The sequence below is a fragment of the Nocardioides sp. Leaf307 genome, assembly GCF_001423135.1.
Lineage (GTDB): Bacteria > Actinomycetota > Actinomycetes > Propionibacteriales > Nocardioidaceae > Nocardioides > Nocardioides kribbensis.
Genome location: NZ_LMNY01000002.1, coordinates 771287 through 785707 on the forward strand (window position 1 = coordinate 771287; position 14421 = coordinate 785707).

The window sequence follows — 14421 nt, forward strand, 5'->3', positions numbered from 1 at the left end:
CCCGAGAGGACTTCAGGGCGGCTGAGGCCGCCCTGAAGCCTCACGTGGTGACCTGGATCAGCGGACCCGGGTGTTGTTGGAGCGGTCGCGCGTGGTGGTGGCGGTGGCCTTGACGATGGCGAAGTACTTCGTGAAGCGCTTGCCGTTCACGTCGGGGGCGTTGACCTTGGCGATACCGTCCGAGCTGAGCACGGCAGTGCCGACCAGCTTGCGGGAACCGTCCTTCTTGATCCGGAAGAAGTCGACCGTGGCGCCGGCGGCACCAGCAAACGAGCCAGCCGAAACCTTCAGGCGGTCAGCCTTGGCGCCGTTGTTGTTAGCGCTGAGGGTCGCAACCGTGGGCGGGTTCGGCGGGGTGACGACGTCGCCCTCGACCCAGTTCAGCGGGGCGGCCGACTCGGTGACGGTACGCGAACCGTAGTCGGGGTCCTCGTCCTCGTCGACCAGGACCTCGGAGACGCCGGCGATGCGGGCCATGAGGGTCTGGACGACCTCGTTGTCCGACGTGGCGATGATGCCCGCGTTGTCGTTCTCGAAGTCGGTCTCGGTGTCACCGAAGTCGCCGTCGGTGGTCACGTCGGCCAGCGGGGTGTCGTCGGTGACCCGGGCGACCTCGCGGACGAGGTTGCCGAACTGGTCCTCGGCGGTGAGCGAGAAGGGAACCTCGTCGCCCACGGTCACGTCGCCCGTGCCGCCGTCGGCGCGCTCGAGCGTGACGTTGCCCAGGTTGAGGTAGTCGGAGGAGTCGAAGGTGACCTCGACGTCCTCGGACACGCCACCGGCGGTGACGGTGACGGTCATCTCGGCGAGGCCGTCGTCGTCGAAGTCGGCGTCGTCCTCGATCGCGGCCACGATGCCCGCGCCGTCGCCGGACTCGTCGGTGTCGACGGTCTCCTCGTCACCGAGGTCCTCGTAGAACCCGAAGAGGTCGCCCTCGTCGTCGTTGTCGGCGTCGAGCACCAGGTCCTCGGGACCGAGGTTGCCCACGCCGTCGACGGTGTCGGTGGTGAAGAAGCCCTTGTCGGCCGAGAAGGAGACGGGGTAGTCGTTGAGCACGACGTCGTCGTTGTCGGACGCCGTCGGGCCCTCGCCGAGGACGGTGACGTTGATCTCGACCGGCTTGCCGGGGGCCACGTCGCCGAAGAACACCGAGCTGGTGTCGACGTCGATGCGCTTGACCACGGCAGCCTGCTGGAAGTTGACGGTCAGCGACTCCTGAGCGTTGGCGTCGGCGTTGGGAGCCGTGGCGGCCTCAGCTGCACCGTTGTCGCCCTTGAGCGGGGTGATGTCGTTGGGAGCCTCGAAAGCCGTGGCGGTGAGCGTGCGCGACTCGGGCCGCGGGGTCACGCCGGTGGGAACATCGGGGTCCGTGAGCACGATGCTGAAGCTGCCGCCCGTGCCGGTGGTGACGGTGGCGTTCTGACCATCGATCACCGTGACACCAGCCGGCTGCTGGGCCTGCGGCGCGATCCGGGAGTCGCTCTCGCCCAGGACCGCCGGGTAGTCGATGTCCACCAGGCGACCGGCCAGGCCGGTCTCGGCGGCGTCGACGAGGGCCAGGGTGCCCGTCACGGTGAACTCACCGTTCACGGTCGCGTTGGCGTTGTTGCCGTCAGCGAAGTCGATCTCCGACTCGGCCGCGGAGACGGTCAGCGGCGTGGCGTTGACCAGGCCGGTGCCGTTCACGTTCGGGCGGCGAGCCTCGAGGGTGTAGGAACCCGCGGGGAGAACTGCACCGGCGGTGCTGCCCGGGAACACGGCAGTGTTGGAGTACTGCGCGTTGGTAAGGGCGGGAACGGCAGCGCGACCGTTGGTGGTCGTCAGCGGAATCCAGTTCGAGGTCTGCGTGGCAGCACCTGCGGCAGTCGGGTCGATGACGTAGCGGTACTCGACGCCAGCGGTCTCCTGCAGCGGGTCGCCGGCCTGGTCGCGCACGACGATGGCGAAGTCGTCGGCGTCGGTGAACTCGTCGATGTCGAACGCGGCGCGGTTGCGGACGTTGACGATCTGGACGGCAGTCGCGACCGGGGTCACGCGGTTGACGTTGACGATCTTGTCGACGGCGGCGTCGTAGTTGTCGTTGTCGTTGGCGTTGACGTAGTAGGCAGCTGCGGTGCCGGCGGCGGGAGGCGTGGTGTCCTCGAACTGACCGAGGCCGTTGGTGTAACCCACCAGCGTGCCGGTGGTCGGCGTGGTGGCGTTGTCAGCCTGGAAGATCTGCGCACCGGCGACGGGCTGACCCTGGGTGTCGGTGACCGTGAGGATCACCGAGGTGTTGGTCGAGCGAGCCGTGATCTGGCCGATGGTCTGGACGTAGAGGGTCGAAGCCTCGGCGTCGTCGGTGGTGCCGGTCTCGGCGCCCATGACGATCTGGTTGGCCTCGTTGCCGCCGCTGTACTGGTAGCCCGACGCGTCATAGACGGCGCTGAACTGGCTGACACCGTTGGCGGGGGTGCCGACGGTAGCGGCGGTGGAGCCACCAGCGGTGGCGTTGCTGCGGTCCTCGACGTTGACGGCGGTGCCGGAGGTGGTGCCGGTGACGCCGACGTAGTCACCGTCGCGGCCAACCTCGGTGTACGGGGCCTGGAAGACACCGAGGGAGCCCTCGGTGTCGAGCTCGACGGTCGCGGTGTTCGCGAGGAACGTCGCAGTCTGCGAGTCGATGTCGCCAGCGCCCGCGCCGACCACGCGGACAGCGAGGAGGTCGGTGGGGATGTTGCTCCAGTCGACGCCGAAGGCGCCGTCGGCGCCGCGGGCGACGTTGCCGCCGGGCACGTCGATCCACGCGCCGGCCGAGGCGGTGGTCTGGTACTGGAAGACGACGGAGGCCACGTCGGCGCCGGCGCCGGCGAGAAGGGAGACGGTGGTGTTGGTGCCGTCGTTGGCGGTGGAGACGTTGACGACGTCGGGGGCGTAGAGGACGACCTGGTCCGCGCCGCCGGCCACCGAGGAAAGGGGGACCGCGTTAGCGATCGCGGGGACGCCCGTGATCGCGAGGGCGGCGATGGCCGTGGTGGCCAGTCCCCGCTTGATGCCGCTGCTGTTCATGTGGAGATGTTCCTTCCGGAAGGTGAAGTGAGCCTCCGACACCTGCCGGGGGACTCGCCGGGCCCCCGCTGGGACCCGGGCCCAGGTCTGCCGAGCAGACCCAAACAGTGAGGACCCTAGGAAGGTAAAGAGGTGAGCACCCCCTTTTATGTGTACCGATTTTTGATCCGCAATAACTATGGCGCCGGGTGATCGTTGTGGTTCCTGAGACGGAGCCCGAGGTGCTCCCCTACCTTTCTCCTGCACGACGACGTGAGGAGCACGATCAACCATGGGCGTTGCGTCCCCCCCGACGCGCTCACTGCAGCGACAGACCCACTGCCACCAGGGCTCGGCGTGACGGGCCGGCGACGCGGCCGTCCGCAGCAGATGCCCGACGACCCCAGCTCGCTGCGATCGCGCACGTTCGGCGCTTGGCCCCGCACCGCGTGGCTGCTGGCCACCTCGCGCATGCTCGGCACCGACCTGGAGCTGGCCAGCCGCTCGACCTTCGTCGACACGATGAGAGGTCTCGGCCTGGCCGCCGACCTCAGCCGCGTCAGCCGGTGGGAGTCGGGGCAGCAGGCCGTGCCGACCAAGGTGGTGCTCGCCTACGAGCAGGCCCTCGGCCTGCCGTCGGGCTCGATGCTGTCGACCTCGCGCAGCCTGCTGCGCAACTCCGCACCCACTCCCCCGCCGCCCGAGCGGGCGACCTACGGCGAGGAGGACAGGGGACCCCAGCTCGTGCAGGTGCTCCTCGAGCGTGCCTTGGCCGGCGACCCCCTCACCGGCGGGGAGTGGCTGCAGCTCGCGGTGGAGCTGGCCCGCTTCGATTACTTCTTCCTCATGGCCGACTCCTGGCAGGTGCTCTGCGGCCGGCTGGTCAACGAGCTCTCCCGCACGATGGGCATCGACCACCTGCGCCGCTACGAGGCCTGTGTGACCCTCATCGGCCACGACATCGCACGCCCCCACATGCTCCACGCCCTGGGCTCCTGGCTGACGCACCCCGACGTGCAGCTCGCGGCGCCGGCGGTCTCGCTGCTGCGCGAGATCCCCGACGCCCCGGCCGGCGAGCTCGTGCTGCGGCTGCTGCAGAGCGACAACGCCACCCTGCGCGAGGCCGCCATCGGCGTCGCCGCCGGCAAGGCGGCGCGCGGCCACTTCGACTCGCTCTCGCTGCGCAAGCTGGAGAAGGTCGCGGCCCGGCGCCTCGACACCCACGAGACCACCCGCGCCGCGGTCGACACCATCGACCTGGTCACCCACCTGCCCGACGACGGCTTCGAGCGGGTGCTGCGCGGGCTGCGCGACCCCGGCAAGCGGCCCCGGCTCCAGCACACCCGCGACAAGGGACTGCTGCTCCCGGCCCAGCACATCAACGTGCTGTGCCGCACCATCGCCGGCCAGGCCCAGGCCGTCACCCCCACCGCCCGGCCGGCCGAGCCCGACGCGCTGCTGGAGAAGCTGGTCAAGGAGCTGCTCTTCCACGTGCACGGCGTGCGCCGCCGCATGGCCGGGCGCGTGCTGGCGCTGAGCCCCTACGGCCCCGCGGTCGCCGACGCCTGCGTGCCCCTGGCCGGCGGGGTCAACGAGGTGCTCGCCGCCCGGGCCTGGGACTCCCTGCTCGTGCTCGGGCACGGCAATCGTCGCGCCGAGGTCGTGGCGCTCGCCGTCGGCGAGCCCCGCTCCGCACTGCAGGGCGAGGCCCTCGTGAGCGTCGGGCTCGGCCAGCGCCACCTCGACGAGGACGAGGCCGAGAAGCTGCTCGCCGTCGCCCGCGAGACCCCCCACGCCGACGTCAGGGCCTCTGCGGTCTTCGCGCTCGGCATGGCCGGCCCCGGGCACATCGCCGACGCGGGCCGCGCCTCGGAGGAGTCGGCGCGCGCCGCGCGCTGGTGGGCGGCCACCGGCCCGGCGATCTACGACGCCGACAGCTGCGGTCAGCAGGCCCGCGCCGGGGGCTGACTTCTAGACGCAATCAGCCTTCGCAGGCGAAGTTCGCGACGATCTGCACCACGTCACCCGGAGCCGCCCCCTCAGCAGGTGCGTCGATCGTGGCGCCCGCGCCGTCGGGCTCTACCTCGACCGTGCCCGAGTCGGGCTGGGTCGTCCAGTTGGCCTTGCCGGACGTCAAGGTGACCGAGGCAGGGATGTCGTCCTCGGCCGGCAAGACCGTGATGGCGTTGTTGCCCTTGCTCGTCTTGTAGATCGCGAAAGAACCGTCGGCAGTGATTGCGAAGGCCTTTCCCGACCAAGAGACTCTCTTGTCGCCTGTGATCTTCACCGTGGCGTCGCAGGCTGTCTCTTCTTCGACCGGGTCGGCCGAACGGGTCTGCTCAGAAGAAGTCGGGGCGGATTCGTCACCGGTGCATCCCACGGCCGTGATCACAAGAGGGACACAGAGGAGAACCGTGACGAGTCGTGATGAGCGCATGACGGGAGTAAAACACTGGCATCGGACGCAGGGATGCAGCGGCCCCACCACCGCCCACACCAAGTGGCGGAGCGGGTTGCCTTGCGGCTCAAGGTCTCGATTGCTGCGGTCGATTGCCGCTCAGTTGACTCCGTTCCTACCGAGGAGCAGCGGGGGTCGCGCTGCTCGCTCCGCTTTGAACCTGGACGTCTTGACGATCAAGTCACCCTGCAGTGCATCCATGCCCGCCTGCTCCAATTGCGGCGCTGTGCAGAACGCGCTCAATGGGAGCGGCTCTTCCACGTGCACGGCGTGCGGCGCCGCATGGCCGGGCGCGTGCTGGCGCTGAGCCCCTACGGCCCCGCGGTCGCCGACGCCTGCGTGCCCCTGGCCGGCGGGGTCAACGAGGTGCTCGCCGCCCGGNGCGCGACGCCGTCGAGCGCGGCCGGGCATGGGAGCGGCTCTTCCACGTGCACGGCGTGCGGCGCCGCATGGCCGGGCGCGTGCTGGCGCTGAGCCCCTACGGCCCCGCGGTCGCCGACGCCTGCGTGCCCCTGGCCGGCGGGGTCAACGAGGTGCTCGCCGCCCGGGCGTGGGACTCCCTGCTCGTGCTCGGGCACGGCAATCGTCGCGCCGAGGTCGTGGCGCTCGCCGTCGGCGAGCCCCGCTCCGCACTGCAGGGCGAGGCCCTCGTGAGCGTCGGGCTNCAACGAGGTGCTCGCCGCCCGGGCCTGGGACTCCCTGCTCGTGCTCGGGCACGGCAATCGTCGCGCCGAGGTCGTGGCGCTCGCCGTCGGCGAGCCCCGCTCCGCACTGCAGGGCGAGGCCCTCGTGAGCGTCGGGCTGGGCCAGCGCCACCTCGACGAGGACGAGGCCGAGAAGCTGCTCGCCGTGGCCCGCGAGACCCCCCACGCCGACGTCAGGGCCTCGGCGGTCTTCGCGCTCGGCATGGCCGGGCCCCGCCACGTGGCCGAGGTCGCCCGGGCCTCGGAGGAGTCGGCGCGCGCCGCGCGCTGGTGGGCGGCCACCGGGCCGGCCATCTACGACGCCGACAGCTGCCGTCGGCCCCCGGCGGTCGGCGAGGCCTGAGCCCGACCCCGCGGCGCCCGCGGACGGATGCGCGCGCCACACGGCTGAAACAACCGCTGCCTACGCTGCGCGCCATGCCCGAGACACCCGCGCCGCCGCCGGTCCTGCAGCCCGGGACGGGCCCGATCCGGGGCCAGTACGTCGCAGCCGGCGTCGACGAGGTGCTCTGGGGGCGGCTGCCGTGCGCGGCCGACGCGCCCCAGCTGCAGGTCGAGCCGGGCGCCGAGGTCACCTTCGACACGATCAGCCACGAGGGGATCCTCGAGGACCAGGGTCGCGACCCGCGGGCGTTCTTCGCGCCCCACGAGGTCGAGGTGCTCGACGACGCGGTGGCGCTGGCGGGGTCGACGTACGAGCGGGCGCCCGGCGTCGACGGGCCGCACGTCGTGAGCCGGCCGGTGGAGGTGGCGGGGGCCAGGCGCGGCGACCTGCTCGCGGTGACGATCCTCGAGACGCTGCCGCGGGTGCCCTACGGCGTGATCTCCAACCGGCACGGCAAGGGGTCGCTGCCCGAGGAGTACCCGCGCGACGGCGGCGTCTTCAGCGCCTTCGCCCGGGTCACCGACGACGGCGCCCACGCCGGCCTCCCGCTCGTGCCGGGGGGCAGCGAGGGGCCGCGCTTCCCGCTGGCGCCCTTCCTCGGCGTGATCGGGGTGGCGGTCGAGGGCGACGAGCGGCCCCACTCCGTGCCGCCCGGCCCCCACGGCGGCAACGTCGACATCGCCCTGCTCACCGCCGGCGCCACCCTCTACCTCCCGGTGCAGGTCGACGGGGCCATGGCCCACGTCGGCGACCCGCACTTCGCGCAGGGCAACGGTGAGGTGGGCCTCACGGCGATGGAGGCCTCGCTGCGCGCCACCGTGCGCCTCGACGTCATCGCCCGGGAGGAGGCGGTGGCCCACTTCGGGCAGCTGGCCGGGCCGTTGGCCGAGACCGCCGAGCACCTCGTGCCCACCGGCATGGACCCCGACCTCGACGTCGCCGTGCAGCGCTGCGTGCGCGCCGCGATCGCCCTGCTCGGCGCCCGTTGGGGCATGGACCCGCGCCAGGCCTACGCCTACCTCTCCGCGGCGACCGACTTCGAGATCTCCCAGGTCGTCGACGTGGTCAAGGGCGTGCACGCCACCATCCGCAAGGCCGACTTCGCCCACCTGGAGCGGCGTGGTCGCCGCGCCCGTGCGTGACGCCCCGCCCACCGGCGCCGGGGCGACCGGTGGGCGGCACGCCGCCTGCCGTGCGGCCCGGCAGGGGATGATCAGCGCGTGAGCGCCACTCCCCCCGGACCCGTCCCCGGACCCACCGGCCCGAGCCTGCCCGTGCCCGACGGCCTGGTCGAGGCCTTCTGGGCCTACGAGCGAGCCCTGATGGCCGACGACGTCGAGACCCTCGACCGGCTCTTCGCGCGCGCCTCCACCACGCTGCGCGGCGACGCCGCCGGGCTGCTGGTGGGCCACGACCAGATCAGCGCCTTCCGCCGCTCGCACGGCGCGGCGCCGCGGCGACGGATCGTCCAGACCCACGTGCAGGTCACCGACCCCGACCACGCCCTGGTCGTCGCCGTCACCGAGCTCGAGCGCGGCGGCCGCGGTCAGCAGACCCAGCTGTGGGCCCGCGGCGCGGACGGCTGGGTCGTCACCGCCGCCCACGTCTCGGCGCCCGCCCCCACCATCGACAGCCGCATCTGGCGCGTCGTCGGCGACCCCCTCGTGCCCGGTGCCGCCGGCGGCCCGCTGGCCGGGGAGAGCCTCGCGGTCAAGGACCTCTACGCCGTGGCCGGCCAGGTCGTCGGCGCGGGCAACCCCGCCTGGGAGGCCGCCGCCCCCGTCGAGCGCGGCGACGCCCGCGTCGTCGACCTGCTCGTCGAGGCCGGCGCCTCGGTGCGCGGCATCGCCCGCACCGACGAGTTCGCCTACTCCCTCGCCGGCACCAACCACCACTTCGGCAGCCCGCCCAACCCGCGGGCGCCGTACCGCGTGTCGGGGGGCTCCTCCTCCGGCTCGGCCTCCGCGGTCTCCCTGGGTCACGCCACCATCGGTCTCGGCACCGACACCGGCGGCTCGATCCGCGTGCCGACGGCCTACCAGGGCCTCTACGGCATCCGTACGACGCACGCCGCCATCGCCACCCACGGGCTGCTCGCGCTCGCGCCGAGCTTCGACACCGTCGGGTGGATGACCCGCGACGCCGACCTGCTCGCCCTCGTCGGCGAGGTGCTGCTGCCCGACTCCCCCGGCGGCTCGAGCGACCTCGTCGTGGTGCCCGAGCTGCTGGGGCTGGCCACCCCGCCGGTGCGCGCCGCGGTGGAGGGCTGGATCGGCGACCAGGGACTGGTCGTGCGGGAGAGCTGGCCGCTCGGGGAGCTCGACGCCTGGCGCCGCGCCTTCTCCACCTGGCAGGCCTGGGAGGCCTGGCAGGTGCGCGGCGCGTGGCTGGCCGAGCGGCTCGACACCCTCGGCCCCGACGTGCGCGGCCGCTTCGCCGCCGCCTCGGCGGTCTCGCGCGCGGAGGCCGACGCCGCGCAAGCCGTCGTCGCCGGGGCCCGCGCCCGTGTGCGCGAGCTCGTCGGCGACCGGGTGCTCGTGCTGCCCTCCGCGCCCTCGGTCGCCCCGCTCATCGGCGAGGACCTCGGCCGCGTGCGCGAGGCCACCCTCGCCCTCACCTGCCTGGCCGGCCTCGGTGGCCTGCCCGCCGTGTCGCTGCCCGTCACCACCAGCGACGGGCTGCCCGCGGGCGTGTGCCTGGTCGCCGGCCCCGGTCGCGACCGCGACCTGCTCGCGCTGGCCGCCAGCCTCGCCGGCTGAGACCGAGCGCGACGGGGTCACCACGGCCGGGTCGCCGTCGCCGGGTCGCCGTAGCCGGACGGGCACTGTCGGCGTCCGCCCCGGCGGCAGCCGGGTCGCGGCCCACCACCACGCGGCGCTCGGCCGCCCGAGGTCGCCGAAGGGTCGACAGTGCCCCTCCGCCTACGCCGGCACCCGGGGGGTCGCCCGGGCGGCGACGCGGGCGTGGACCGCGCCGAGCAGGGTGGCGAGGGCGACGAGGGCGCCGGCGACGACGAGCCCGGCGCCGAGGTGCCAGCGCAGCAGCGCGGCCCCGGCGGCGGCGCCGAGGAGGATGAGCGCGACGGCGAGCACACGGCGCCCGGAGCCACCGCCCTTGCCGCTGCCGAGCACCGAGTCGGCGGCGAGGCCGGTGATGGTCGAGGTGACCACCACGGTGGTGACGTCCTTGACCGCGATGAAGCGCGCGGTGGCGGCCTGCACCCCCATCGCCGCGCCGAGGGCTGCGGTGACCGGCAGCGCCACGGCCCGGGCGGGGGTCTCACCCGGGGTCTCGCCGAGCACGAGCAGCAGCGTCCCGAGACCGGCGCAGACGACGGCCACCGCGGTGAAGAGCAGCGTGGTGCGCGCGGTCCACGCTCCGCCCGCGCGGCGCAGCACCCGCCCGCCGAGCGCCGCGCCGGCCATGAAGGCCGCCAGGGCCACCACGGGCCCGAGCACCGGGAGGTCGTCGGCGCCGACGATCGCCATGCCGAGGATGACGACGTTGCCGGTCATGTTGCCGGTGAAGACGCGGTCGAGGCCGAGGTAGCCCACGGCGTCGACGATGCCGGTGGTGAAGGTCAGCACGAGCATGAGCACCAGGTGCATGCGCTCGTGCGACACGGCGGCGAGGCGGGAGGTCACCGGGTCATCCTCGCCGGGCGTGCGGGTGGGGGTGGGTGGCCGGGTGGTTTCGAGACGCTCGCTGGCGTGGTCCCTGAGGAGCGAGCGCGGCGAGCGTCTCGAAGGGCTCGCTCCCTGACCACCGTGGCGGTCGGGTGGTTTCGAGGCGCTCGCTGGAGTGGTCCCTGAGGAGCGAGCGCAGCGAGCGTCTCGAAGGGCTCGCTCCTCAACCACCGTGGCGGTCGGGTGGTTTCGAGACGCTCGCTGGCGCTCGCTCCTCAACCACCGTCGGAGTTCCGCTCGCTCCTCAAGCACCCGAGGGCGGGTCAGGAGCAGGAGTAGCACTCGGTGTCGCGCAGGTACTGCAGCAGCACGGCGGCCTGGGCGCGGGCGCCGGCGGCGTTGGGGTGGGCGGGTACGCCGACGGCGGGGTCGTTGACCGAGGGGCCGTAGGTCTCGGCCCAGCGGGTGACGGGGTCCTGGCACAGGTCGTGGCCGCCGGTGTGGCTGAAGGTGTCGACAAACTCGGCTCCCCCGCGGCGCGCGGCCCGCTCGACCATGCGGTTGAGCTGGCGGAACTTCGCGGCGATGTAGGCCATGTCCTCGTCGCTGGCCGGCACGGTCGGGTAGCAGCCGTGGTCGGGGATGACGTCCATGTAGTCGAGCACCAGCACGCGGGCGCGCGGGGCGAGGCGGTGCACGGCGCGGAAGGCCCGCACCAGCTTGGTCTCCGAGGCGCGGATCTGCTCGGCCAGCTGGTCGGTGCCTCCGGCGGTGTACTTGGCCTTGCAGCCGCCGAAGGGCAGGCCCGCGCCGGAGTCGGTGAGCGGGTTGTCGACCGGCAGCACGCCGAGGCAGTCGAGGCCCGCCGAGGCGATGCCGGCGTCGTTGCCGCCGATGCCGATGGTCACCAGCTCGGTGCGGCGGGTGAGCCGGTCGAACTGCGGCGGGTTGGTGCCGCCCAGCGGCAGCCCGGTCTGCGGGTGGCGGAAGTCGCGGGTGGTCGCCGAGCCGCAGGAGGCGTCGCGGAAGCGGTCGGCGCCGAGGGCCTCGGCCACGATCTTGGGGTAGTTGTGGTGCGACTGCGCGCAGTCGACCGGCACGTGCGTGGTGTCGGGCGCGCCGTCGCGGTTGAGCAGCACCACGTCGGCGGTCCAGGAGTCGCCGAGGGCGACGTACTCGGTCAGCGACGGCAGCCGGCGCCGGTCGGGGGCCTGCGTCGCAGGGGCCCGGGTCTGCGTCGGCGGTGCGGTCGTGGCCGCCGTGGCGGTCGGCGCGGCCTGGGCGTCGGACCCGGCCAGGGGCGTCACGCCCGGGGTGAGCAGGGCCGCGGCGAGCGCGAGCGCGGCGAGGGGGACGGCGGGCACGAGACGGCGCGAGGACCTCATGCGGAGACCAACGTCACACTCCCGCCGAGGTCACGCCCGGATCCGGCGGCGACCCGACCTCAGGCCGTACGCCGCTCCCGCGGGCCCGCGAGCTCCTGCGCGGCGCGGGCCAGGTCGTCGACGCCGGCGGCGAGCCACTCGGGCCGGTCGGTGGCGAGGTCGAGGTGGAAGCCCGACAGCGACGCCTCGACCAGCGTGACCACGCGGCGCACCTTGCGGGGCGGGGCGCCGCAGCGCACGAAGTAGGTGCGCAGCGCGGCCGCCCACCGCTCGTTGGCCGCGCGGGCCTCGGAGAGGTATGGCTCGTCGCCGATCAGGCCGGTGGCCGCGGCCTGGCAGTAGGCGGTGAGGCAGCCGTGCATCGGCTCCTCCTGGTAGGTCTCCCACAGCCGGTTGACCCCCGAGCGCACGGTGCGGGCGGTCGGGAGGGCCTCGACGATCTCGATGGCGCGCTCGGTGACCCGCGTGATGACCGCCGAGACCAGGCCGTCGCGGCTCTCGAAGTGGTAGATCAGCATGCGGTCGCTCGTGCCGATCGCCGCGGCCACCGGGCGCAGCGTCAGCCCGGTCAGACCGTGCTCGAGCACGTGGTCGGTGACCTGGTCGAGCAGCTGGGTGCGTCGGGACATCCCTCGAGTGTAGCGATCGCTACACCGCGGTGTCGCCTGGCCCCGGCCCGGTCACCCCAGCGCCGCGCGCTGGGCCGCGACGACGGCGTCCATGGCGGGCCGCGCCGAGCGGGCGAGGTGGGGGAAGCCCAGGAAGCCGTGCGGCATGCGGTGGAAGTCCTCGACGCGGGCGGGGACCCCGGCGGCGGCGAGCGCCTCGGCGTACCGCACACCCGAGTCGTGCAGCGGGTCGAGCCCGGCCACCACGACCAGCGCCGGGGGCAGGCCTCCGAGGTCGGGCGCGAGCAGCGGGGAGAGCCGCCAGTCGGAGGCGTCGACCGCGGTGGAGCCGGGCTCGGGCAGGTAGTGGTCCAGGAAGACCTCGAGGTCCTCGAGGCTGACCACGACGCCGTGGTCGTTGGCGGCGAAGGAGTCGTGCTCGCGCAGGGCCTCGGTGAGGTCGGTGGCGGGGTAAAGCAGCGTCTGGTGGCGCAGCCGCGGACCGCCGCGGTCGCGGGCGAGCAGCGCGACCACCGCGGCGAGGTTGCCGCCGGCCGACTCCCCCATCACCGCGACCCGCTCGGGGTCGGCGCCGAGCTCCGCGGCGTGCTCGACGGCCCACAGCAGCGCGCCGAGGCAGTCGTCGAGCGCCGCCGGGAACCGGTGGGTCGGGGCGAGCCGGTAGTCGACCGAGACCACCACCGCGCCCACCTCGCGGCACACCACGCTGGAGGCCCAGTCGCCCTGCCGCGCGCTGCCCAGCACGAAGCCGCCGCCGTGGAAGGCCAGCACCAGCGGGCGCCCGGCGGCCGGTCGCGGCCCGGGCGGGGTGTAGACGCGCAGGGGCACCTCGCCGTGGGCGGCGGGGTACGCCGTCGTCCGCACGACCACCCCCGGCTGCACCCGCCCCAGCACCCCTCCCAGCACCCGGCCGACGGGCCCGCGGTCGGGCAGGGCGAGGGCCTGGACCCGCTCGAGGCGGGCGGGGTCCATGCGCGCGACCGAGAAGGACGGGCTGGCGCGCATCACCGCGTCGACCAGGCGGATGCCCGGGGTGAGTCGCGGGCGAGGGGTGGGCACGCAGGGATCGTAGGTCGGCGGGGTGGTGGTTTCGAGACGCTCGTCGCTGGCGCTCCTCCCTCCCCGACCACCGGGGCCCCACGGTGGTTGAGGAGCGAGCGCCAGCGAGCGTCTCGAAACCACTCCCCACCGGAGAATGGTTCCGAGACGGTCGTCGCCGGCGCTCCTCCCTCCTCAACCGCCGGAGGCCGTCGCCGGCGCTCCTCGCTCCTCGACCACCGCGACGGGCTACTCGGGGAGCGGCTCGGTGGGGAGGTCGCCGAGGCCGGCGAAGGCGTCGAGGTGGGGGGTGACGTCGCCGCGCACGGTCCAGGAGCGCAGCTGGTCGGCGGTGCGGCGGCTGGTGAGGGCGCGAAAGAGGTCGAAGCCGGAGGCCTCCAGCCGCACGGGCGCGTCGTCGGGGTCGACCCCGCCGTCGCCGCCGTGGCTGCACCAGCGCCAGCCCTCGGGGGCGGGGTCGACCAGGGCGATCGGGGGGAGGTCGGCGACGGCGTCGGCGAGCCGGCCGGCCATGCGCCGGCGTACCTCCGCCAGGCCCGGGGTGTCGCGCCCGCCGGGCTCGCCGACGGCGCCGCGCAGGTCCTGCTCGTGGATGACGACGTCGTTGAGGGGGCGGCTGCCGTGCTCGCCCATCCAGGCCACCAGCCGCGGGGCGACGTCGTCCCACTCGGCGACCAGCTCGGCCACCGAGCGGCCCCGGCGCCGGTCGACGTGGGCCTGGGTCCAGGCGGGGTCGTGGTCCTCGGGCTCGTCGCCGTCGAGCACGTCGACGGGCAGACCGACGACGTGGCTGAGCAGGTCGCGCACGGTCCAGTCGGGGCAGGCCGGCACGTGGCGCTGCACCTGCTCCTCGTCGAGCCCGGTCACCAGCGCTCGCACCCGCTGCCGCGCGACCTCCCACTGCGACACCGGGTCGGTGCCCGGGTCGGCACCCGTGTCGGTCAGGTCCTTGCCACCAGCCACGTCGGCCTCCTCCTCGTCGTCCCTGCACGCCGTCAGGGGCCCACCACCCCCGCGGCCGGCACGCCCAGGGTCCTGCCTATCGGCGCACCGGGCCGGCCAGGAACCCCCGCCCGGGTGACCCCGGACGCCTCCCCGCGCCCGAGGGGACGACTCACGTGACGTGTCCCTCAGATTGGCCCTCACCC

The 14421-nt window shown here is 73.9% G+C and carries 10 protein-coding genes; 3 read left to right on the top strand and 7 right to left on the bottom strand.

What is annotated here, in order from left to right; all coding sequences use genetic code 11:
* Positions 1-57: 57 nt before the first annotated feature.
* On the bottom strand, positions 58-3048 hold the full coding sequence (locus ASF50_RS12805) for a hypothetical protein (RefSeq protein ID WP_056904686.1): 2991 nt from the start codon (positions 3046-3048) through the stop codon (positions 58-60).
* A 336-nt stretch (positions 3049-3384) separates the two neighbouring features.
* On the opposite strand from ASF50_RS12805, the gene ASF50_RS12810 reads away from it, so the two are divergent.
* Positions 3385-4995 (top strand): hypothetical protein, encoded by a 1611-nt coding sequence (locus tag ASF50_RS12810; protein WP_156718270.1) that lies wholly within the window; start codon positions 3385-3387, stop codon positions 4993-4995.
* Between the two features lie 13 nt (positions 4996-5008).
* Here the strand turns inward: ASF50_RS12810 and ASF50_RS12815 are convergent, their stop codons facing one another.
* A complete protein-coding gene (locus ASF50_RS12815) occupies positions 5009-5419 on the bottom strand; it encodes a hypothetical protein (RefSeq protein WP_056904688.1) in 411 nt (136 codons plus the stop codon).
* Between the two features lie 1187 nt (positions 5420-6606).
* Here ASF50_RS12815 and ASF50_RS12830 point away from each other — a divergent pair.
* Complete coding sequence (locus ASF50_RS12830) at positions 6607-7716, top strand: acetamidase/formamidase family protein (RefSeq protein ID WP_056904691.1); 1110 nt, start codon at positions 6607-6609, stop codon at positions 7714-7716.
* Between the two features lie 78 nt (positions 7717-7794).
* Entirely contained in the window at positions 7795-9333 is a 1539-nt protein-coding gene (locus tag ASF50_RS12835; protein WP_235557662.1) for an AtzH-like domain-containing protein, read from the top strand.
* A gap of 162 nt (positions 9334-9495) precedes the next feature.
* Here ASF50_RS12835 and ASF50_RS12840 read toward each other — a convergent pair whose 3' ends face one another.
* From ASF50_RS12840 to ASF50_RS12860, 5 genes are all read right to left on the bottom strand, one after another.
* The gene (locus ASF50_RS12840; protein WP_056904692.1) at positions 9496-10218 is read right to left on the bottom strand and encodes a DUF1275 family protein; all 723 of its coding nucleotides are present in this window, start codon (positions 10216-10218) and stop codon (positions 9496-9498) included.
* A gap of 305 nt (positions 10219-10523) precedes the next feature.
* Complete coding sequence (locus ASF50_RS12845; protein WP_082503156.1) at positions 10524-11585, bottom strand: SGNH/GDSL hydrolase family protein; 1062 nt, start codon at positions 11583-11585, stop codon at positions 10524-10526.
* Between the two features lie 59 nt (positions 11586-11644).
* On the bottom strand, positions 11645-12214 hold the full coding sequence (locus ASF50_RS12850) for a TetR/AcrR family transcriptional regulator (RefSeq protein ID WP_056862251.1): 570 nt from the start codon (positions 12212-12214) through the stop codon (positions 11645-11647).
* A 51-nt stretch (positions 12215-12265) separates the two neighbouring features.
* Entirely contained in the window at positions 12266-13273 is a 1008-nt protein-coding gene (locus ASF50_RS12855; protein WP_056904694.1) for an alpha/beta hydrolase, read from the bottom strand.
* 228 nt (positions 13274-13501) lie between these two features.
* Positions 13502-14236, bottom strand: coding sequence for a maleylpyruvate isomerase family mycothiol-dependent enzyme (locus tag ASF50_RS12860; RefSeq protein WP_200920144.1), 735 nt, complete (start codon positions 14234-14236; stop codon positions 13502-13504).
* Positions 14237-14421 lie beyond the last annotated feature (185 nt).